Here is a 20,025-nt window from a genome sequence, read left to right on the forward strand (position 1 = left end):
GCTCAGGCAGGATCGGAAGGAAGGGGGCGTGCGCCGACCGGGCGCATCGGCGCGGTCGAACCGCGCACCACCAGCTGCGGCACGAAGCCCTGGTTGTGCAGCGGTGCCGGCGCATCGTCATAGGCGTCGCTGCGCAGCTGTGCGATCAGCAGGCGCGCGGCGTGGCGGGCGATGTCTTCGGTGGCCTGCTTGGCGGTGGTCAGCGGCGGCCACGACTGGCGCGAGAACGGGCTGTCCTCGAAACCGGCGATGGAGAGGTCGTACGGCACGTTCATACCGGCCGACTTCGCTGCTGCCAGCACACCGGCGGCGATTTCGTCGTTGGAACCGAAGATGGCCGTGGGCGGCTCGCGCAGCGCCAGCAGGCGGCGCGCGCCGCGGAAACCGTCGTCGAAGGTGTAGTCGCCCTGCACCACCAGGTGCTTGTCCACGGTCATGCCGTAGTCCTTCAGCGCAGCTTCGTAACCGGCATAACGCTCGCCCGAGGAGCGGTGCGAGATGCCGCCCCAGAGGAAGCCGATGCGCTGGTGACCCAGCTGGATCAGGTGCTCGGTGATTTCATAGGCGGCCTCGCGGTCGTCGACGAATACGCAGGCGCCGTCGGCCGGGTCCTCGGTGGCGGCGATGATGCGTACCAGCTTGATGCCGCGTGCGGTCAGTGCCTGGATCAGGTCGCGGCGCTCGGACATCGGTGCGGTCAGCACCAACCCGGCCAGGCGCGAACGCTGCACCCAGTCGGCCAGCTCATCGGCCAGCAGCGGCGAGCTGGAATCACAGGGATGGATCTGCAGCCCGAACCCGGTCTCGCGGCAGGCCGCAAGCACGCCGTTCTGCACGCCGATGATGTGGTACGGGTTCGGGTTGTCGTAGACCAGCCCGATCACGAAGGTGGTGCCGCTGCGCAGGTTGCGCGCGGACGGATCGGGTTCGTAATCGAGTTCGGCGATGGCACGCAGCACCCGCGCACGGGTGGCCTGCATCACCGAGGGCTCGTTGTTGATCACCCGCGAGACCGTCTTCAGCGAGACCTTGGCCTTTTCCGCAACGTCCTTGATGGTCGCTCTGCGCATGGGTTTTCCCTGGGGTTGGCTGCCGTCCATCATCGCCGATCAGGCCTTGTCCTGCGGCAGGCCGGCGCGGTGGCCGACCACCGAGTAGAACAGGATGTACAGGTAGCACGGCACCATCAGCAACACGAACACCAGCTGGAAGTCGATGTGCTGCTTGAGCACGGCGAACAGCTGCGGAATGATCGCGCCACCGGCAATGCCCATCACCAGCAGGGCCGAGCCGGTCTCGGTGAAGCGGCCCAGGCCGCGGATCGCCAGGGGGAAGATCGCCGGCCACATCATGGCGTTGGCGAAGCCCAGCAGGGCCACGAAGGCCACCGATACATAGCCGTGGGTGGCCCAGGCGCCCAGGCAGAACACCACGCCCAGCACCGCCGAAATGGTCAGGTAGCGCGACTGCGACACGACCTTGGGGATCAGCAGCAGGCCGACCACGTAGCCCACCAGCATCGCGCCAAGGGTAAGCGAGGTGAACAACTTGGTCTGGTCCAGCGGCAGGTCGAAGCCATGCCCGTAAGTACCAATCGCATCACCGGCCATCACCTCCACGCCCACGTAGACGAACAGGCACAGCACGCCCAGCCACAGGTGCGGGAACTGGAAGATGCTGCGGCGTTCGGCGGCACCGGCCGCCACCGGCGTAGCGTTGGCTTCGGACGACTTGATTTCCGGCAGCGGCGAGAACAGCACGGCCACCGCCAGTACCACCAGCAGCGCAGCCATCGCCAGGTACGGGGTGTGGATCTTGGCGGCAAACTCGTTCAGCAGCGCGGCCTTTGTGACCGCATCTGCGGCCTGCACCTGTGCATCGAGGTCACCGATGCCGTGCAGCACCAGCGTGCCGATCAGCACCGGCGCCAGCATGCCGGCGATCTTGTTGCAGATACCCATCAGCGCGATGCGGCGTGCCGCCGTCTCGATCGGGCCAAGGATGGAGATGTAGGGGTTGATCGCGGTCTGCAGCAGGGCCAGGCCGCTGCCGATCACGAACAGGCCGCCAAGCGCGCCCGGGTACCAGCGCTGGGTGGCGAACTCACCGAACAACGCAGCACCACCGGCCATCACCAGCAGGCTCAGGCTGAGGCCCTTCTTCATGCCGGTGCGGCGCAGGATCCAGGACGCCGGCAGGGCCAGGAAGAAGTAGGACAGGTAGAACACCATCAGCACCAGGAAGGCGCCGACCTCGCTGAGTTCAAAGGCGAGCTTGACGAAGGTGATCAGCGGGCCGTTGAGCCAGGTGAAGAAGCCGATCAGGAAGAACAACACGCCAACGATGGCGATGGAGGTGGCCACGTTCGGGCGCGCGCTTGCAGCGGGGACGGCGGACATCAGGAGGGCTCCTGCGGCGACGGCCGCAGAACACGGCGTCGGAGAGTGGCTGGGAACAACGTTGTCACATTCTTTCGATGGACAGCCGCGGTTTGTCAACTTCCACGCGCAACCCTGTGAACCTCGTGCTGCACTGCGCAACCCGATCGCAACGCATCGTGCTGAATGCGCCGAAGGCCTTGACCCATGTGCGGCAACGGTTCCCACGTGAAACCCGCACTCACGCCATGTAAACGTTTACTGCATGTCGCATTCGTTGCGATGCAGCAACGAAAGTGTCACGAACTCGTTGACATCGTTGTCAGCGGGGTTACAGACTCCGCCCCAATCGCCGCCCCCGATCCCGGGGCCGGCCCCACCTGCAGCAGGAGCCCGCGTGACCGCCAGCCACCCCGCCCCGGCCCATGTCCTGTCCCGAGTCGCGCCGACGTTCCTGGCCGCCGACGTCGGTGGCACCCATGTGCGCGTGGCCCGGGTCCAGGCCAGCGGTGATGCCGCCCATCCGGTGCAGGTGCTGGAGTACCGCAAATACCGCAACGCCGACCATGCCGGCCTCAGCGCGATCCTGTCCGACTTCCTCGGCGAAGGCCCGCGGCCCACGCATTGCGTGGTCGCCAGTGCCGGCTACGCCCGCGAGGACGGCACGGTGATCACCGCCAACCTGCCGTGGCCGCTGTCGGCGCGCCAGGTGGAAGCCGACGTCGGCCTGCAGCGGGTCTACATCGTCAACGACTTCGAAGCCGTGGCCTACGCCGCCGCGCAGGTTGACGCCAGTGGCGTGCTGCACCTGTGCGGACCGGAAACCGCCGCCCGCGGCCCGACCCTGGTGGTCGGCCCCGGCACCGGCCTCGGCGCCGCGCTGTGGATCCCTACCGCGCACGGCCCGGTCGTGCTCCCGACCGAAGCCGGGCAACCGACCCTGGCCGCCAGCACCGAACTGGAAATGGCCATCGTCCGCCACATGCAGCGCGACCGCGCGCACGTGTCGATCGAACACGCGATCTCCGGCCCGGGCCTGATGAACCTGTACCGCGCGGTGTGCGTACTGCAGGGCCAGGCGCCGACCCTGGCCAGCCCCGACGCGGTCACCGCTGCGGCCATGGCCGACAGCGATGCACATGCGCGCCAGGCGCTGGATGTGTTCTGCGGCCTGCTCGGCAGCACCATCGGCGATATGGCGCTGTTCTACGGCGCCCATGGTGGCGTCTACCTGGCCGGCGGCATCCTGCCGCAGATCCGTGAATACCTGCACGCCAGCACTTTCGTCGAACGCTACCTGCAGAAGGGACCGATGGGCGAAGCGCTGGCACGCATCCCGGTGAAGGTCGTCGAGCACGGCCAGCTGGGCGTGGTCGGCGCTGCCAGCTGGTACCTGCAGCAGTCGGCCGCCTGACACCGCAACAGGCTTCAACGCAATCGCAGCACGCAGTACGTGGCACGCCAACGCACGGGACTTCGCCGCCGCCCCGCGCATGTCATCGCAACCGTAATCGAACACCGCCGCCGGCATCCAATCGAGTGATGAGGAGAGACATCATGAACACCCGCAAGACCCTGCTTTCGGCCGCCATCGTCAGCTGCCTCGCCTTCAGCGCGCACGCGCAGCAGGCCACCCAGACCGCCACCGACCTGGATACCGTGCAGGTCACCGGCATCCGTGGTTCGATGGAAAAGTCGCTGGATACCAAGCGCGAAGCCAATGCGCGCGTGGAAGTGGTCACCGCCGAAGACGTGGGCAAGCTGCCCGCGCACAACGTCGCCGACACCCTGCAGCGCCTGCCGGGTGTGAACATCAGCTCGTCCAGCGCCGACGAAGGCGGCTTCGACGAAGCCGACCGTGTCAGCCTGCGCGGCACCAGCCCGAGCCTGACCCAGACCCTGATCAACGGCCATACCGTCGGCTCGGCCGACTGGTTCGTGCTCAGCCAGGGCAACAACGTCGGCCGCAGCGTCAGCTACTCGCTGCTGCCATCGGAACTGGTCAGCTCGGTGGAAGTCAACAAGTCCTCGCAGGCCAAGCTGCAGGACGGCGGCACCACCGGTACCGTCAACATCATCACCCGCAAGCCGCTGGAATTCTCCAAGCAGCTCACTGCGGAAGGCTCCGTCGGCATGGTGCGTTCGGACCAGGCCAAGTCCAACGACCCGCAGCTGTCGGCACTGTTCAACTACAAGAACGACGAAGGCAACTTCGGCGTGATGGTGCAGGCCTTCAGCCAGAAGCGCGAGCTGCGCCGCGAAGCGCAGGAAATCCCGGGCGGTTTCTTCCAGATCGATCCGAATGGCACCGTGGCCAAGTCCAACCCGGACCTGGCCGGCGTCTATGCCCCGGGCCTGCTCGGCTCGACCCTGTTCGAACAGACCCGCGAGCGCAAGGGCGGCCTGGTGTCGCTGCAGTTCAAGCCGATGGACAACCTGACCCTGGGCCTGGAAGGCTTCAGCTCGGAACTGAAGGCGAACAACTACAACCGCAACTTCATGCTGTGGGGTGGCCGCATCCTCAATGACCGCACCGTTGAAGATGCCAATGGCAACAAGATCCTGATTCCGGGCCAGGCCCCGAATCCGGGTTACGTCATCAAGGATGGCGTGCTGTCCAACGCCACCTTCGCCGGCCAGGCCGACCGCGACTACGCGGTGTACGACATGATCTACCGCGAGTCGAAGGCCAAGACCAACTACATCACCTTCGATGCCGACTGGCAGATCAGCGACAACCTGGGCATGAAATTCCAGGCTGGCAGCACCAAGGGCACCGGCGAAACGCCGCGCCAGTACATCGCCGAAGTCAACCTGGCCCGTGGTGGCGGCGCCACCTGGGCAACCCACGGCAACGGCTCGCCGATCGACTGGAACGTCGGGGGCAACATCGGCCCGAGCGGCGTGACCGACTTCGGTACCTGGGGCAACCAGCAGGTCACCGCGATCGACAAGGAAAAGTGGGCCACGCTCGATTTCAACCAGTACTTCGCCGACGCTGGCGTACTGAACTCGATTGATTTCGGCGCCCGCTTCGGCGACCACGAGCGCGAGGCCAAGTCGCCGGAAGGCGCAACCCCGGGCGCGATCTGGAATGCGCTGAAGAACGGCGCCACTGCCAACTTCCCCGGTGGCTTCGCCAACGGCATCGGTGGCAGCTTCCCGCGTGACCTGTGGTACTTCACCCCGGGCGCACTGAAGGAAGCAGTGACCAACAACTCCACCTGGCTGTCCGGCAATGACGGCCCGACCGGCCGCCACAACTACGGCGCCGAGTGGAAGGTGTCCGAGAAGAACTTTGCTGCCTACGTACAGGGCAACTTCAGCGGCGACCGCTGGAGCGGCAACGTCGGCCTGCGCTACGTCAACATCAAGCAGGATATCGATACCTACGCCGCCGCCACCGGCTCGACCGTGCCGGACGTGAGCAGCCTGTTCGGCGCGTGGACCCGCGAAGCTTTCGAGAACAAGCACAACCGTGTGCTGCCGAGCGCCAACTTCAAGTACGACCTGCGTGACGACCTGGTGCTGCGCGTGGCCGCATCGCAGACCCAGACCCTGCCGGACTTCTCGGCACTGGGTGCCTCGTCCTACGGTTCGGACCTGAACCGGACCGGCGGTGGCGGCAATCCGAAGTTGAAGCCGGTGGTGTCGACCAACTTCGACGCCAACCTGGAGTGGTACTTCATGCCGCGCGGCATGTTGTCGATCGGTGCCTACTCGATGCGCCTGAAGGACTACGTCGCCTTCAGCACCGAGAAGGAAATGCTGTTCAGCGAGCTGACCAACCGTCTCGAGGAATACAACATCTCCCGCCCGCGCAATGCCGACGGCAAGGTGCGCGGTATCGAAGTGGCCTATGAGCAGCCGATCGGCGAGTACTTCGGTGTCAATGCCAACTACACCTACGCCGATGGCAGCACCGACCACACCTGGGCCGATGGCAGCGACAACCTGCTGGGTACTTCGAAGAACACCTACAACGTCGGTGCCTACTTCGAGAACGATACCTTCGGTGCACGCGTCAGCTATACCCGCCGTTCGTCGTTCCTGATCGGCCTGTCCGGCGCCAACCCGTACTACCAGGATGACTTCGGCACCCTGTCGGCGTCGCTGAGCTACAAGGCCACCGACTGGCTGAGCATCAGCTTCGATGCGCTCAACCTCAACAACCCGACCTACAAGTACTACCAGACCGCGGCCATCCCGACCTCGTTCTACAGCAACGGTCGCCAGTACTACCTCAACTTCCGCTTCAAGTACTGATCCAGCGGCGGCAACATCGCCGAGTCGTGCACGCACGCCGGGCCTGGGTCATTCCGGGCCCGGCGTTTTTCATGTATAGCGTTCATCGCACCGTTCCAAGGAGTCGTACCGATGGTCAAGCCTTCCCGCGCCCGGATGCGCAGCGCAGTGCTGCTGGGCAGCCTGCTCGCCCTGTTGCCGGCACTGCCGGCACTTGCCGCCGACCCCACACCCGCCACTGAAGCACCCGGCCCTCTGCTGCGCGCCGGCAGCCTCATGCTGATTCCCGCACCGGCGACCGTGCAGCGCGGCCAGGGCAGCGGCATCACCGTCCGCGCCGACACCGTGCTGCAGGCCGAAGGCGAAGCCGCGCAGCGCGTCGCCAGCCAGTTCGCCGATCTGCTGGCCCGCAGCGGTGGTCCGCGCCTTGCACCAGCCAGGGGCAAGGCGGCAGGCACGTCGGGCAGCATCCGCTTCCAGATCGTGCCCACCTTCCGCGACAGCGGCGAAAGCTACACGCTGGAGAGCACCGCGCAGGGCGTGCTGATCCAGGCCGGCAACGAAACCGGCCTGTTCTACGGCGCGACCACCCTCGCCCAGCTCGCCACCGGCGGCAGCAATGGCGTGCTGCCGGCGGTGCAGATCCAGGACGCGCCGCGCTTCAGCTGGCGCGGTTTCATGCTCGATTCCGCACGTCACTTCCAGAGCCTGGACGAGATCAAGCGCGTGCTCGATGCGATGGCCGCGCACAAGCTCAACACCTTCCACTGGCACCTGACCGATGACCAGGGTTGGCGCATGGAGATCAAGCGCTATCCGAAGCTGACCGACGTAGGCAGCTGCCGCCTGCCGGCCGGCGACGGTGGCATCGATCCGGTCACTGGCAAGGAGCATCCGTATTGCGGCTTCTACACGCAGGACCAGATCCGCGAAGTTATTGCCTATGCGGCGAAGCTGCATATCCAGGTGATTCCGGAAATCGATGTGCCGGGCCACGCGACTGCCGCGATTGCTGCGTATCCGGAGCTGGGCACCATCGATACGCCGTTGAAACCGATCAGTGAATGGGGCGTGTTCCCCAACCTGTTCAACACTGAAGACAGCACCGTCACCTTCCTCGAGAACGTGCTGGAAGAAGTGATCGACCTGTTCCCGGCCAAGTACGTGCACGTCGGTGGCGACGAGGCGGTGAAGGACCAGTGGGAAGCGTCGAAGCAGGTGCAGCAGCGCATGCGTGCGCTGGGCATCAAGGATGAAATGGCCATGCAGAGCCACATCATCAAGCGCCTGGAGACCTTCCTGGAGGAGCACGACCGGCGCCTGATCGGCTGGGATGAGATCCTCGAAGGTGGGCTGCCGCCGCAGGCCACGGTGATGTCCTGGCAGGGCACCGAAGGCGGTCTGGCTGCGGCCAGCGCCGGCCATGACGTGATCATGTCACCGGTCGGCTACCTCTATCTGGATTACCTGCAGACGGCCTCGCCGAACGAACCGCCCGGCCGCCCGACCCAAGTCAACCTCGGCAAGCTGTACAACTTCGAGCCGGTGCCGGCCGAGCTGGCCGCTGACAAGCGCGGGCACATCCTCGGCCTGCAGGCCAACATGTTCACCGAGCACACGCGCAGCTACGCACGCCTGCAGCACAACCTGTTCCCACGCCTGGCCGCCGTGGCCGAGACCGGCTGGAGCACGCCGGAACATCGCGATTTCCGCGATTTCCTCGCGCGCCTGCCGTCCCAGCTGCAGCGCTACCGTGCCTGGGGCCTGGCCTATGCGCAGACTCCGTTCGAAGTGGGCGTGGACTACACCGACAATCGCGCGGACAACACGGTGACGGTGTCGCTGGCCAATCCGCTGGGCTATGAAGTGCGCTACAGCACCGATGGCCAGCCGGTGAGCGCGCAGTCACCGCTGTACCAGCAGCCGCTGACCGGAAAACTGCCAACCACCGTGCAGGCTGCCGCGTTCTACCAGGGCCAGATGCTGGCGGCGAAACCGACCATTGCCACCTTCACCGCACAGTCGCTGCTCAGCCGCCGCAGCGATGAGCTGCTCAGCTGCGTGGGCAAGAAGGGCCTGGTGCTGCGCCTGGAAGACGATGGCCCACGCGAAGGCAACCGTGCGGTGTTCAACGTGGACATCTTCCAGCCGTGCTGGCGCTGGCCGCAGGCGCAGCTGGACGGCATCGGCAGCGTGGAAGTGCGTGCAGGTCGCATCCCGTATTACTTCCAACTGGCCCACGACGAACCCAAGCGCCGTTTCGAAAAGGCCAAGCGTGCCCACGGCGAGATGCAGGTGCGTCGCGGCGACTGCAGCGGCAAGGTGCTGGCTGAGGTACCGCTGCCGGCCAAGCCGGATGCCGATGGCTTCGTGACGCTGCGTGCGACGCTGCCGAAGGGCACCCAGGGTAACGGCGACCTGTGCATCAACTTCACCGGCGACACGCGCCCGGCGATGTGGGTGCTGGATGAGGTCACGCTGGGGAAGTAATGACAGGTCTGTCATGGTGGGTGCCGACCTTGGTCGGCACCTCGGGCAGCTCATCCACGCATGGCGTGGATCTACTGATTCCATCCACACGCAGCGTGGATCTACCGGTAGGTGCCAACCTTGGTTGGCACGCCTTTACCCGCGCCAGCGCAGCAGCAGGTCGCGCATCGGGGTCAGTGCGGTGGCCATGCCGGCCAGCACGCCAATGGTGTTGGCCAGCGCATCCATCGGGTCGGCCATGCGGTTGCTGGTCAGCGCGCCCTGCGCGAACTCGATGCCGATGCCCATCAGCACCAGGCCCACGCCCACCCACAGCAGCGGGCGGCCCCGACGGAACAGCTGCACCGCGCTGCCGGCCAGGATGAAATAGGCGAGAAAGTGTTCGCCCTTGTCGCTGTTTTCCGGCAACGGAATCGGCGGTGGTGGGATCAGACAGACCACGATCACCAGCAGTACTGCCACCGCCCACAGCGCGGCCCAGAGCCGGGGCCGCCGCAGCGGCTTGATCACCGGCAACGCGTGGCTCACAGGCGCCAGCTCAGGTCACCCAGCTCGAAGGCCGGTTCGAAGTCGACGCCACGCTGCAGGCCGATAGCCTGGAAGCGCTCGCCCATCTCCGTCGGCAGGGTCAACTTCTTCACCTGGTCGCGCAGCTGGATGCGCCCCACTTCATCGGTGCGTTCCTCGGCCAGCAGCAGCACCTGGTCCAGGCCGTTGCCAAGCAGGAAACTGGCCTGGCTGCAGTAACCGGCCAGCTCGAAACCGCCGTGCATGCCGGCCTCGGCCATCGCCGTGAAATCCACCGACGCCGTGATGTCCTGCAGGCCCGGCCAGCGATGCACGTCGTTGTGCACGTGGTGGCGGTAGAACGCACGCACGGTGCCATCGTCGCGGTCGTGCTGGTAGAACTCGCCGCGGTTGTAACCGTAGTCGACGAACAGCATCGCGCCACGCTGCAGGCCACCGGCCACCGCCTGCAGCCAGTACGGCAGCTGCGGCAGCACTTCGGAGCGGTAGCCCTCGGCGAAGGGCTTTTCCAGGTAGCGCTCGATGTGGCGTACCGCGCCATTGAGCAGGATGTCGGCCGGCTGCGCGCCGCGGATGAAGTTGCCTTCGGCATCCAGCTCGACGGTTTCCTCATAGACCTCGCCATCCCGGATCAGGAAGCGCGGGGTCGGCAGCGCGTCGATCACCTCGTTGGCAAACACCACGCCCTCCCAGTCCTCCTCGAACGGGCGGTCGACCCAGCCCACGCGCGCCGCCAGCTCGGCCGGCAGGTTCTGCTGCAGGCGCTGCTGCTGGCGCTCGCGCAGGTCGGCGCTGGGTTCGAGGATGGCGTACCGCGAGGGCAGTGCGTCCAGCTCGGCCAGGCGCAGCAGCACCGCCTCGGCGAAGGCGCCGGTACCACCGCCGAGCTCCAGCATGCGCGCCTGCGTACCCAGCTGGGCGAACACCGGCGCCAGCGCATTGGCCACGCTGCCGGCAAACAGGCTGCCGAGCTCGGGCGCGGTGGTGAAGTCACCGCTGCCACCGAACTTGCTGGCGCCGGCGCTGTAATAGCCCCAGCCGGGGGTGTACAGGCACAGTTCCATGAAGCGCGAGAACGGCATCGCCCCGCCCTGCGCAAGGATTTCGGCGCGCAGGGCGGCGGCCAGCTGGTCGCTGTGGGCCAGGGCATCGGCTTCGGGCAAGGGGAAGGTGGGCTGCATGGCGTCTTCGAATGCGGTGACAATGGTGCACAGGATAGCCGAGCCTTGGAGGACCCTCGATGAGCGACACCCACCCCGTGGTCCTGATCACCGGCAGCGCGCGCCGGATCGGTGCGGCCATCGCCCGCCAGTTCCATGCCTGTGGCTGGTCGGTGGTGCTGCACGCCAACACCTCCAGCGCCGAGCTGCAGCAGGCCGCGTTCGATTTCGACAACGTGCGCCCGGGCAGCGTGCTGGCCCTGCAGGCCGACCTACGTGACGCCGACGCCCTGGCCGACCTGGTGGAACAGGCCGTCACCCACTTCGGGCGACTGGACGCGCTGGTCAACAACGCCTCCAACTTCTTCCCCACCCCGATCGGCCAGGTCACTGCCGAGGCAATGGACGAGCTGTATGCGGTCAACGCGCGCGCGCCACTGCTGCTGTCACAGGCGGCGGCGCCCTACCTGCGCCGCCAGCAGGGCTGCATCGTCAACCTGACCGACCTGCACGGCACCGACCCGATGCGCGACCACATCGCCTACACCATGGCCAAGGCCGCGCTGGAGATGGCCACCCGCTCGCTGGCGCTGGAGCTGGCGCCGAAAGTGCGGGTCAATGCGGTAGCGCCGGGGGCGATCCTGTGGCCGGAACAGGGCAAGGACGATTTCGCCCGCGAAGCGCTGCTGGCACGCACGCCGCTGGCACGGATCGGCACGGTCGAGGAGATCGCCGAGGCGGTCTACTGGCTGGTGGCCGAAGCCAGCTTCGTCACCGGCCACACCCTGCGCGTGGATGGTGGGCGCACGGTCAGTTGAAATGTTGCCGGCCAGCGGCCGGCGCGAGCGGTAGTGCCGGCCGCTGGCCGGCAACCACCCTCATTCCAGGTCCACCACCTCGAACGCCTCGCCAAACTGTCTGTGCGCACGCCACAGCGTGGCCAGGTCCAACCCGCTGACCGGGTCGATGAAGCCCGGCGCGATGTCGGCCAGCGGCTTCAGCACGAAGGCATGCTTCAGCTCCGGGCGCGGAATGCGCAGGTGGCCGGGACCTTCCACCACCAGGTCGCCGTAGAACACTACGTCGATGTCCAGGGTCCGATCGGAGAAGCGCGGCCCGCTGCGGTCGCGCCCGTGCGCGTCTTCCAGCGCATGCAGCCACTCGTCCAGTTCCTGCAGCGGCAGGTCGGTTTCGATCGCCACCGCATTGTTGAGGAAGGCCGGGCCATCGAAGCCGACCGCGGCGGTACGGTAGGCGGGCGACACCTGCAGCGCGCCGAAGCGCTCGCGCAGGGCCGCCACCGCGGCGTGGAGGTAGCGACGGGGCTGGACGTTGCTGCCCAGGCTCAGGAGCACGGTGGTCATGCGGTTCAGGTGACGGCACTTGGGGGGCGTGGACATGCCGTCGTCACGGCGGCCTGCCTACAATCCGGGACGCACATGATAGGGCACCGACATGACCTATTGCGTTGGAATCGAGGTGGACGAGGGCCTGGTCTTCGCCGCCGACACCCGGACCAATGCCTCGCTGGACGATGTGCGCGTGCACCGCAAGCTGCACGTGTTCGAGTACCCCGGCCAGGCAGCCTACGTGCTGATGGCGGCTGGCAACCTGGCCACCACCCAGCTGCTGGTGTCGCGCCTGGGGCGCGATGCCGGCGAACGGCGCACGCCCAACCTGCGCGACATGGCCCATCTGTTCGAAGCCGCCGAGTACGTCGGCCAGCTGCTGGTGGACAGCCAGGTGCACAGCAGCCACAGCGAACACGGCCATGACGGGGTCAACACCCAGGCCACGCTGATCTTCGGCGGCCAGATCGCCGGCGAGCGTCCCGGGCTGTACATGATCTACCCGCTCGGCAACGCCATCGCTGCTTCGCCGGAAACGCCCTACCTGCAGATCGGTGAGTCCAAGTACGGCAAACCTATACTCGATCGCATCCTCAGTCCGGCCACACACCTGGAGGATGCCGCGCGCACGGCGATCGTCTCGCTGGACTCCACCATCCGTTCCAACCTGTCGGTGGGCCTGCCGATCGATCTGGCGCTGCTGCGCGACGGCGAGCTGCGCATCGGCCAGCAGCTGCGGCTGGGCGCGGATTCCGCGTTGTATGCCGATATTCACCAGAACTGGTCGCGGCGGCTGGAACAGGCGGTGGACGCGCTGCCGCGGTTCCCCTGGGAAACCCTGGACCGGTAGTGCCGGCCGCTGGCCGGCAACCGCAGTGATCCCACCGCACGGCGATTCCGGCCAGCGGCCGGCACTACCGCGGCATCAGCCCAGCGCTTCGGCCACCGCGCGGAAGACCTGCTGCATCGGCAGCGGCCAATAGCAGCCACGCATCTCCAGGGAAACCGGGGACCGGTAGTGCCGGCCGCTGGCCGGCAACCGCAGTAATCCCATCGCACGGCGATGCCGGCCAGCGACCGGCACTACCGGGGCGTCAGCCCAGCGCTTCGGCCACCGCGCGGAACACCTGCTGCATCGGCAGCGGCCAATACCAGCCACGCATCTCCAGGGAAACCGGGGACCGGTAGTGCCGGCCGCTGGCCGGCAACCGCAGTAATCCCATCGCACGGCGATGCCGGCCAGCGACCGGCACTACCGGGGCGTCAGCCCAGCGCTTCGGCCACCGCGCGGAACACCTGCTGCATCGGCAGCGGCCAATACCAGCCACGCATCTCCAGGGAAACCGGGGACCGGTAGTGCCGGCCGCTGGCCGGCAACCGCAGTAATCCCATCGCACGGGAATGCCGGCCAGCGGCCGGCACTACCGCGGCGTCAGCCCAGCGCTTCAGCCACCGCGCGGAAGACCTGCTGCATCGGCAGCGGCCAATACCAGCCACGCATCTCCAGGGAAACCGGGGACTGGTAGTGCCGGTCGCTGGCCGGCAACCGCAGTGATCCCACCGCACGGGAATGCCGGCCAGCGGCCGGCACTACCGCGGCATCAGCCCAGCGCTTCGGCCACCGCGCGGAAGACCTGCTGCATCGGCAGCGGCCAATACCAGCCACGCATCTCCAGGGAAACCGGGGACTGGTAGTGCCGGCCGCTGGCCGGCAACCGCAGTGATCCCATCGCACGGCGATGCCGGCCAGCGGCCGGCACTACCGCGGCGTCAGCCCAGCGCTTCGGCCACCGCGCGGAACACCTGCTGCATCGGCAGCGGCAACACCAGCCACGCATCGCCAGGGAAACCGGGGACCGGTAGTGCCGGCCGCTGGCCGGCAACCGCAGTGATCCCACTGCACGGCGATGCCGGCCAGCGGCCGGCACTACCGCGGCATCAGCCCAGCGCTTCAGCCACCGCGCGGAAGACCTGCTGCATCTGCAGCGGCTTGTGCAGCACATGCACCTCCACACCGGCCGGGAACGCGTCCGCCGCGACTGGCACCGCCGGATCCTCCAGCACCAGCGCCGGACCGCGGTAGCCAAGCGTGGCCATCTCGCCCAGCAGCTGGCTGGCCGGCAGCAGTTTGGAGCCGGCATCGGCAATCACCAGCGCCGGCATCGCCTCCTGCTGCATCCAGCGCAACGCCGCCGGGCCATCGGAGGCCAGCTGCAACTGGTAACCCTGGCTGGACAGCGCGTTGCCGAGCAGCGACAGGCGTGTGGCTTCGCCGTCAACCACCAGGATCGACTGGCCACTGCCCAGCGCCACCAGCTGCTCGATCGGCTCGCTGCCATCGATGGCCTCATGCATCGGCAGCCGCAGTTCGAAGCAGGTGCCCTGCCCCGGCTGGCTGTTGACGTGGATGCTGCCACCGGCGCCTTCAACGATGCGCTTGCAGGAAATCAGCCCCAGGCCGGTGCCATCGGCCTTGGTGGTGAAGAACGGATTGAACAGGTGTGACAGCGTGTCCGCATCCATGCCGATGCCTTCATCGGCCACGCAGATCTGCATCCAGTCCACGCCATCGCGCTGGCCGGCATGGCTGGCGGTCAGGCTCAGGCGGCCGCCATTGGGCATCGCCTGGATCGCGTTGAGCGCCAGGTTCAGCATCACCTGCTGCAGTTCGGTGTAGTTGGCGTCGACCACCAGGCCTTCGTCCTGCACCTGCAACTCCAGGCGCACCGCATCGGGCACGTTGCTGCGCAACAGCAGCGCCACCGCATCGAACAGGCCATCGATCTCGATGCGCTCGCTCGGCTTGCGCGAGCCGCGCACGAACGACAGCATCGACTCGGCCATCTCGTGGCCACGGCGGCCGCATTCGGCGATGACGTCGGCCAGGTGGTGCAGCTGCGGATCCTCGGTGCGTGCCTTCAGCAGATCCGGCATGATCAGCAGCGGCTGCAGGATGTTGCGCAGGTCGTGGCTGAGGCCGGCGGCAAGCAGCGACAGGCTTTCCAGGCGCTGCGCGCGCATCAGTTCGGTTTCCACCCGTGCGCGCTCTATGGCGCTACGTGCATCGCGGATCGCACGCGCCACCGCCGACGGCAGGCGCGCCGGCAGGTGCTTGATGATGTAATCGTTGGCGCCCTTCTGCAGCGCCGCCACTGCATTCTCCTCACCCATGGTGCCGGAGACGAAGATGAAGGGCACTTCCGGTGATGTCTCGCGCACGATGCGCAGCGCGTCATCACCGGAGAACCCCGGCATGCTCAGGTCGGACAGCACGATGTCCGGCTGGAACGCGACCAGTGCCTGGCGCAGTTCGCCCTCGCTCTCGACACGTTCGAAGCGGGCTTCCAGGCCCGCGTCGAGCATCTGTTCGGACATCAGCTCGGCATCTTCCGGTGAGTCCTCCACCAGCAGGATGCGCAGCGCCCCAAGGGCGGGACCGGTCAGGGGCATGGGCTCACTCGAGTTCCGGTGCCTGGTTGATCAACGCCCAGAACTTGCCCAGGGTCTGCACCGCGCCGAAGAACTGGTCCACGTCCACCGGCTTGACCACATAGGCGTTCACGCCCATGTCCCAGCTGCGGGCCAGGTCGCTTTCCTCGCGCGAGGACGACAGGATCACCACCGGCAGGCGCTTGAGCTCTTCGTGCTCGCGGATCTGCCGCAGCACCTCCAGGCCATCCATGCGCGGCATCTTGATGTCCAGCAGCAGCACCGCCGGCAGGCCTTCCTCGCGGTTGGCGAAGGCACCACGGCGCAACAGGTAGTCCATCACTTCCACGCCATCCTCGACGTGCACGATGGGGTTGGCCAGACGCGCCTCTTCCAGGGCGTCGATCGCCATTTCGGCATCAGCCGGGCTGTCTTCGGCGAGAAGAATGGTGCGCAGAGTGGTCATGCAGAAGGCCCTTGTTTGTCCGCATCGATCGCGGGAGGCAGGTAGAAGTGGAAGGTGGCGCCGACGTCCGGTTCAGCCTCGGCCCAGATACGGCCGCCATGACGGGTGAGCACGCGGCGCACGCTGGCCAGGCCGATGCCGGTACCCGGGTAGTCGCTGGCCTTGTGCAGGCGCTGGAAGACACCAAACAGCTTGCCGGCGTAGGCCATGTCAAAGCCTGCACCATTGTCGCTGACCGTGAACTGATGACCGCCGTCAGGCTGTGGCTGGTAGTCCACGCGGATCTTCGCTGGTTCGCGGTTGCCCGAGTACTTCACCGCGTTGCCGAGCAGGTTCAGCCAGACCTGGCGGATCATGTTCTCATCGCCCACCACGATCGGCAGCGGCGCGATGCTCCACTCCACGTGGTGCGCATGGCCGCTGTTCTCGGCCTCGGCCTGCAGGTTGGAATCGAGCATGGCGCGGGTATCGGCCACCAGCGACTGCATGTCCACCGCCTGCTGGCGCATTGCCGCGCGGCCCAGCCGCGAGTAGACCAGCAGGTCGTCGATCAGTGCCGCCATGCGCCGCGCCGAACTGGAGATCACCTCCAGGTAATGGCGGCTCTTGTCATCGGCGGCGTCGCCCAGGTGGCGCGACAGCTTGTCGGAGAAACCGGCCACGTGGCGCAGTGGTGCACGCAGGTCGTGCGACACCGAGTAGCTGAAGGCTTCCAGTTCCCTGTTGACCTCGGACACCTGCGCAACCTTGCCTTCCAGCTGGCGGTTCAGTTCCTCCACCCGCAGCTGCACGGCACGCTGCACGGTGACGTCGCTGACCGTGAGCAACACCACTTCGTCGTCGGTGTCCGGCAGCGGCATGCGCCGCGCGTTGAGCAGCATGTAGCGCACCATGCCATCGGCGGCGCGCTGTTCATGCTCGAAGTCCCACAGTTCGCGGCCGCGCAACAGCACATCGGACAGTCGCTGGCGCATCACGGGGTCTTTCCATGCACCGTCGCCGACAGTGTCCAGCAACAGGCCATCGGCGCGTTCATCCTGCAGCCCGTACAGCTCGGCGAAGGCAGGGTTGTGCAGCTGCACACGCAGGTCGCGGTCGAGCAGCACGATCGGCTCACGCACGGTCTGCAGCACCGAGGCTGCACGCGCGGCCGAACGCAGCGACTGTCGTTCGGCATGCAGGCGGCGACCGATCTGCCGCTGCAGCAGCCACAGCACCAGGCCAAGCAGCGCCAGCTGGATCACCAGCGAACTCCACGACACCAGCTCGGTCTGCTTGCGCTGGCGTGCGGCCTGCTCGGCGCGCTGTGTCAGCAGCTTCTGCTCGCTCGCCTGCAGTTCCTCCACCAGGCCACGGATCGGATAGCGCGTGCTCAGGTCCTGCACCAGCTCGCGCTGATCACTGTTGGGTTCGGATTTTGCCAGTTCGCGGGCAAGCGCCATGCGCCCTTCCAGCATCGACTCGATACGGCCGATGCGGATCAGCTGCTCAGGATTGTCGCGGGTCATCCGGCCCAGTTCAGCCAGGCGACCGGGAAGGTCATTGGCTTTGGCCATGCGCTCGCGCAGGCCAGGCGCATCCACACCCTTGGACAGGGTCAGCGCAGCCGATTCGACATCGCGTACATCAGCCTGCAGCTGCTGCAGGGCCACACCCACGGCCTGGGTATGATTGACCCAGGCCATCGCATCTTCGCTGTCCTGCTGCAGTTGGCGCAGGGTCAACCACGGCACCACGATGATCGCGGCGGCGGCCAGCGCCAAGGCCGGCAACCGCCAACGGTCCCAGATGTCATCACTGAAAACCAGCGCCATAGTTCCTCGTCAGCACAGCCGCGGAGCGTAGGCCGATACCGGCCCGGCTGCGGCGGAACGGGCAATATAGCGCAGGCGGTCACAACTCTGGAGTTTCCAGCCTGGTTGGCTGAACGGGTTGCGGAAACCCACGGTAGAGCCGAGACGTGCTCGGCTGCAACCCAAAGGGCAGTCGAGCAAGCTCGACTCTACCCAGGCAGCGGGCGCCCCGCACCGGGGCGCCCGCCCGGTTCAGCGCTTGGCGGCAGCGCTGACCTTCAATGCGGCGGCATCGACGCGGGTCACGCCCTTGATGCCCTTGGCGGTGGTGACCGCCTTGTCCTTCTCGGCCTGGGTGGCCACGGCACCGCTCAGGCTGACCACGCCATTCACGGTTTCAACCTTGATTTCAGTGCCCGGAACGTTGCTGCTGGCCAGCAGGTCGGCCTTCACCTTGGTGGTGATCCAGCTGTCGGTCACCGGCTCGTTTGAGTCATGGCGATCGGCATGGGTCGTCGGATGAGTGCTGGTCGGCGGGCTCTTCGCGGCCGGGTCCTTGGCGAATGCAGCCGAGGAGGACAGCGCCAGGCCCAGGGTCAGGGCGGAAGCAATCAGCGTGCGGGTGGTATTGCTCATCGTGTCGTACTCCTTCGGGATGTGCTGCCAGTCTGGACAAGCCTCCGTAGAGCAGGCGTGGCGTTGCGGTCATGCCGCTGTGAATCGAGGCGTTTCCAACGGCAACGGTTCAGTTTTGGCCTGTACGCAGGTGTCGTTTACCCTGCCCTTCCCCATTGCCGGAGCCGTCTCATGCGCCCCGACCTGCAACTGGCCCTGATCGGCTACGGCCTCGCCGGCCGCGTCTTCCATGCGCCGCTGATCCAGCACACGCCCGGGCTGGTGCTGCACAGCATCGTCAGTTCGCAGCGCGACACGTTGCTGCGCGCGTTCAGCGACGTGCACGTGCGCGCCACGCCGCAGGAGGTGTTCGACGACCCGGCGGTGGACGCGGTGGTGATCGCCACTCCGAACGCACAACACGCACCGCTGGCGATCGCGGCGTTGGCCGCGGGCAAGCATGTGCTGGTCGACAAGCCGTTCGCGCTGGATGTCGCTGAAGCCGAAGCGGTGCTGGCTGCGGCACGTGATGCCGGACGCATCGCGACCGTGTTCCAGAACCGGCGCTTCGATGCCGACTTCCTCACCCTGCAGGCGCTGCTGGCCGAAGGCACGCTCGGTAACGTGGCCGAGTGCCATGCGCACTTCGACCGCTACCGGCCGCAGGTGCGCGACCGCTGGCGCGAGCAGGACGGACCGGGCAGCGGCCTGTGGTACGACCTCGGACCGCACCTGCTGGACCAGATGCTGGTGCTGTTCGGCTGGCCCGAGGCCATCGATGCCGATCTGGCCGTGCAACGCGAAGGTGGCAGCGGCATCGATTACTTCCACGCGGTACTGCACTACCCGAGGCATCGCGCGATCGTGCATGCCGGTTCGCTGGTGGCGGCCCCCACGCCGCACTTCAGTGTGCATGGCAGTCGTGGCAGCTGGATCAAGCATGGGCTGGACGTGCAGGAGGCACAGCTGCGGCGCGGTGTTGGGCCAGGAGCGCCAGGCTGGGGCATCGACCCACGGCACGGCGAGCTGGTGCGCTGCGATACTGAGGACAATGTGCAGCGCAGTACCGTGGACAACCTGCCGGGCGACTACCGGCGGCTGTATTCGCAGTTCTCGGCGGCGATGCACGGCGATGGCGAGCCGACGGTCAGTGCGGTGCAGGCACTGCAGCTGATGCGGTTGCTGCAGGCCGGCATGGACAGCGCGCGCGAAGGGCGGCGAATCGCGTTGGGGTGATCGGCAGGGCTGCGCCCTGCACCTGCCGAATCAACGGCAACGTCAACGTCAACGTCAAAGGCAAGCTATCCGTGTGATGGCGGGGTGGGTCCGGTTGCGGGGGACGCCGTAAATACGTCCCTGTAGGCTCGGTCGCGCCATCCATGGCGCTCACGCCCCCGCAACCGGACCCACCCGCCTTCGACAGATTCCCGCGCCCGACGGTAGGTGTCGACCTTGGTCGACACATCCACGCCATGCGTGGATGACGTGGAAACGATCGGAGAACGCTTTTGTAGAGTCGAGCCATGCTCGACTGGCTGCAAGGGGTCAGAGCCCTTTCCTGCGGAAAGGGCT

20 protein-coding genes are annotated in these 20,025 nt (G+C 66.7%); 6 read left to right on the forward strand and 14 right to left on the reverse strand.

Annotated elements, in window-relative coordinates; genetic code table 11:
* Window positions 1–2: 2 nt before the first annotated feature.
* Together ACZLHH_RS20185 and ACZLHH_RS20190 are read right to left on the reverse strand one after the other, a co-directional pair.
* The gene (locus ACZLHH_RS20185) at window positions 3–1,070 is read right to left on the reverse strand and encodes a LacI family DNA-binding transcriptional regulator (RefSeq protein WP_032128950.1); all 1,068 of its coding nucleotides are present in this window, start codon (window positions 1,068–1,070) and stop codon (window positions 3–5) included.
* 39 nt (window positions 1,071–1,109) lie between these two features.
* On the reverse strand, window positions 1,110–2,399 hold the full coding sequence (locus ACZLHH_RS20190; protein WP_049421368.1) for a sugar MFS transporter: 1,290 nt from the start codon (window positions 2,397–2,399) through the stop codon (window positions 1,110–1,112).
* 376 nt (window positions 2,400–2,775) lie between these two features.
* Between ACZLHH_RS20190 and ACZLHH_RS20195 the strand changes: the two genes are divergently transcribed.
* The 3 genes from ACZLHH_RS20195 to ACZLHH_RS20205 all read left to right on the forward strand — a co-directional run bounded on the left by ACZLHH_RS20195 (window position 2,776) and on the right by ACZLHH_RS20205 (window position 9,113).
* Window positions 2,776–3,792 (forward strand): glucokinase family protein, encoded by a 1,017-nt coding sequence (locus ACZLHH_RS20195; RefSeq protein WP_180845305.1) that lies wholly within the window; start codon window positions 2,776–2,778, stop codon window positions 3,790–3,792.
* A 143-nt stretch (window positions 3,793–3,935) separates the two neighbouring features.
* Window positions 3,936–6,644, forward strand: a complete 2,709-nt coding sequence (locus ACZLHH_RS20200; RefSeq protein WP_180845304.1) for a TonB-dependent receptor — start codon at window positions 3,936–3,938, stop codon at window positions 6,642–6,644.
* Between the two features lie 111 nt (window positions 6,645–6,755).
* Window positions 6,756–9,113, forward strand: coding sequence for a beta-N-acetylhexosaminidase (locus tag ACZLHH_RS20205; protein WP_180845303.1), 2,358 nt, complete (start codon window positions 6,756–6,758; stop codon window positions 9,111–9,113).
* Between the two features lie 135 nt (window positions 9,114–9,248).
* Here the strand turns inward: ACZLHH_RS20205 and ACZLHH_RS20210 are convergent, their stop codons facing one another.
* Window positions 9,249–9,641 carry a VanZ family protein gene (locus tag ACZLHH_RS20210; protein WP_049421371.1) on the reverse strand — a complete coding sequence of 131 codons (393 nt, stop codon included), beginning with the start codon at window positions 9,639–9,641 and terminating at the stop codon, window positions 9,249–9,251.
* Entirely contained in the window at window positions 9,638–10,822 is a 1,185-nt protein-coding gene (locus ACZLHH_RS20215) for a class I SAM-dependent methyltransferase (protein ID WP_107432621.1), read from the reverse strand. Before ACZLHH_RS20215 ends, ACZLHH_RS20210 begins: the two co-directional genes overlap by 4 nt.
* Window positions 10,823–10,881: 59 nt before the next feature.
* On the opposite strand from ACZLHH_RS20215, the gene ACZLHH_RS20220 reads away from it, so the two are divergent.
* Entirely contained in the window at window positions 10,882–11,619 is a 738-nt protein-coding gene (locus ACZLHH_RS20220; RefSeq protein ID WP_107432622.1) for a pteridine reductase, read from the forward strand.
* Window positions 11,620–11,679: 60 nt separating this feature from the next.
* Here ACZLHH_RS20220 and folK read toward each other — a convergent pair whose 3' ends face one another.
* Window positions 11,680–12,165, reverse strand: a complete 486-nt coding sequence (folK, locus tag ACZLHH_RS20225; RefSeq protein WP_107432623.1) for a 2-amino-4-hydroxy-6-hydroxymethyldihydropteridine diphosphokinase — start codon at window positions 12,163–12,165, stop codon at window positions 11,680–11,682.
* A 91-nt stretch (window positions 12,166–12,256) separates the two neighbouring features.
* Here folK and ACZLHH_RS20230 point away from each other — a divergent pair, with 91 nt between their 5' ends.
* Window positions 12,257–13,000, forward strand: a complete 744-nt coding sequence (locus ACZLHH_RS20230) for a proteasome-type protease (protein WP_049421375.1) — start codon at window positions 12,257–12,259, stop codon at window positions 12,998–13,000.
* A gap of 75 nt (window positions 13,001–13,075) precedes the next feature.
* Here the strand turns inward: ACZLHH_RS20230 and ACZLHH_RS20235 are convergent, their stop codons facing one another.
* From ACZLHH_RS20235 to ACZLHH_RS20275, 9 genes are all read right to left on the reverse strand, one after another.
* Window positions 13,076–13,204 (reverse strand): hypothetical protein, encoded by a 129-nt coding sequence (locus tag ACZLHH_RS20235; RefSeq protein WP_478478732.1) that lies wholly within the window; start codon window positions 13,202–13,204, stop codon window positions 13,076–13,078.
* A gap of 40 nt (window positions 13,205–13,244) precedes the next feature.
* On the reverse strand, window positions 13,245–13,373 hold the full coding sequence (locus ACZLHH_RS20240; RefSeq protein ID WP_440977440.1) for a hypothetical protein: 129 nt from the start codon (window positions 13,371–13,373) through the stop codon (window positions 13,245–13,247).
* Between the two features lie 40 nt (window positions 13,374–13,413).
* On the reverse strand, window positions 13,414–13,542 hold the full coding sequence (locus tag ACZLHH_RS20245) for a hypothetical protein (RefSeq protein ID WP_440977440.1): 129 nt from the start codon (window positions 13,540–13,542) through the stop codon (window positions 13,414–13,416).
* 40 nt (window positions 13,543–13,582) lie between these two features.
* Window positions 13,583–13,711 carry a hypothetical protein gene (locus tag ACZLHH_RS20250; protein WP_440977439.1) on the reverse strand — a complete coding sequence of 43 codons (129 nt, stop codon included), beginning with the start codon at window positions 13,709–13,711 and terminating at the stop codon, window positions 13,583–13,585.
* A gap of 40 nt (window positions 13,712–13,751) precedes the next feature.
* On the reverse strand, window positions 13,752–13,880 hold the full coding sequence (locus ACZLHH_RS20255; protein WP_262975181.1) for a hypothetical protein: 129 nt from the start codon (window positions 13,878–13,880) through the stop codon (window positions 13,752–13,754).
* A 208-nt stretch (window positions 13,881–14,088) separates the two neighbouring features.
* The gene (locus tag ACZLHH_RS20260) at window positions 14,089–15,600 is read right to left on the reverse strand and encodes an ATP-binding protein (protein WP_049421376.1); all 1,512 of its coding nucleotides are present in this window, start codon (window positions 15,598–15,600) and stop codon (window positions 14,089–14,091) included.
* A 4-nt stretch (window positions 15,601–15,604) separates the two neighbouring features.
* Window positions 15,605–16,045 carry a response regulator gene (locus tag ACZLHH_RS20265; protein WP_005411057.1) on the reverse strand — a complete coding sequence of 147 codons (441 nt, stop codon included), beginning with the start codon at window positions 16,043–16,045 and terminating at the stop codon, window positions 15,605–15,607.
* Window positions 16,042–17,859, reverse strand: a complete 1,818-nt coding sequence (locus ACZLHH_RS20270) for a sensor histidine kinase (RefSeq protein ID WP_032130516.1) — start codon at window positions 17,857–17,859, stop codon at window positions 16,042–16,044. Before ACZLHH_RS20270 ends, ACZLHH_RS20265 begins: the two co-directional genes overlap by 4 nt.
* Window positions 17,860–18,090: 231 nt before the next feature.
* On the reverse strand, window positions 18,091–18,474 hold the full coding sequence (locus ACZLHH_RS20275; RefSeq protein WP_107433314.1) for a BON domain-containing protein: 384 nt from the start codon (window positions 18,472–18,474) through the stop codon (window positions 18,091–18,093).
* A 171-nt stretch (window positions 18,475–18,645) separates the two neighbouring features.
* Between ACZLHH_RS20275 and ACZLHH_RS20280 the strand changes: the two genes are divergently transcribed.
* A complete protein-coding gene (locus tag ACZLHH_RS20280; RefSeq protein WP_180844677.1) occupies window positions 18,646–19,689 on the forward strand; it encodes an oxidoreductase in 1,044 nt (347 codons plus the stop codon).
* The last annotated feature ends 336 nt before the right edge of the window (window positions 19,690–20,025 follow it).

It is taken from the genome of Stenotrophomonas sp. 28608_Sma, from assembly GCF_056486185.1.

Coding starts and splice junctions, on each gene's coding strand:
- ACZLHH_RS20280 (WP_180844677.1), top strand. CDS start 18,646: ATGCGCCCCGACCTGCAACTGGCCCTGATCGGCTACGGCCTCGCCGGC.
- ACZLHH_RS20240 (WP_440977440.1), bottom strand. CDS start 13,373: ATGGGATTACTGCGGTTGCCGGCCAGCGGCCGGCACTACCGGTCCCCG.
- ACZLHH_RS20270 (WP_032130516.1), bottom strand. CDS start 17,859: ATGGCGCTGGTTTTCAGTGATGACATCTGGGACCGTTGGCGGTTGCCG.
- ACZLHH_RS20220 (WP_107432622.1), top strand. CDS start 10,882: ATGAGCGACACCCACCCCGTGGTCCTGATCACCGGCAGCGCGCGCCGG.
- ACZLHH_RS20255 (WP_262975181.1), bottom strand. CDS start 13,880: ATGGGATCACTGCGGTTGCCGGCCAGCGGCCGGCACTACCAGTCCCCG.
- ACZLHH_RS20215 (WP_107432621.1), bottom strand. CDS start 10,822: ATGCAGCCCACCTTCCCCTTGCCCGAAGCCGATGCCCTGGCCCACAGC.
- ACZLHH_RS20230 (WP_049421375.1), top strand. CDS start 12,257: ATGACCTATTGCGTTGGAATCGAGGTGGACGAGGGCCTGGTCTTCGCC.
- folK (WP_107432623.1), bottom strand. CDS start 12,165: ATGACCACCGTGCTCCTGAGCCTGGGCAGCAACGTCCAGCCCCGTCGC.
- ACZLHH_RS20260 (WP_049421376.1), bottom strand. CDS start 15,600: ATGCCCCTGACCGGTCCCGCCCTTGGGGCGCTGCGCATCCTGCTGGTG.
- ACZLHH_RS20235 (WP_478478732.1), bottom strand. CDS start 13,204: ATGGGATTACTGCGGTTGCCGGCCAGCGGCCGGCACTACCGGTCCCCG.
- ACZLHH_RS20265 (WP_005411057.1), bottom strand. CDS start 16,045: ATGACCACTCTGCGCACCATTCTTCTCGCCGAAGACAGCCCGGCTGAT.
- ACZLHH_RS20275 (WP_107433314.1), bottom strand. CDS start 18,474: ATGAGCAATACCACCCGCACGCTGATTGCTTCCGCCCTGACCCTGGGC.
- ACZLHH_RS20205 (WP_180845303.1), top strand. CDS start 6,756: ATGGTCAAGCCTTCCCGCGCCCGGATGCGCAGCGCAGTGCTGCTGGGC.
- ACZLHH_RS20190 (WP_049421368.1), bottom strand. CDS start 2,399: ATGTCCGCCGTCCCCGCTGCAAGCGCGCGCCCGAACGTGGCCACCTCC.
- ACZLHH_RS20200 (WP_180845304.1), top strand. CDS start 3,936: ATGAACACCCGCAAGACCCTGCTTTCGGCCGCCATCGTCAGCTGCCTC.
- ACZLHH_RS20185 (WP_032128950.1), bottom strand. CDS start 1,070: ATGCGCAGAGCGACCATCAAGGACGTTGCGGAAAAGGCCAAGGTCTCG.
- ACZLHH_RS20245 (WP_440977440.1), bottom strand. CDS start 13,542: ATGGGATTACTGCGGTTGCCGGCCAGCGGCCGGCACTACCGGTCCCCG.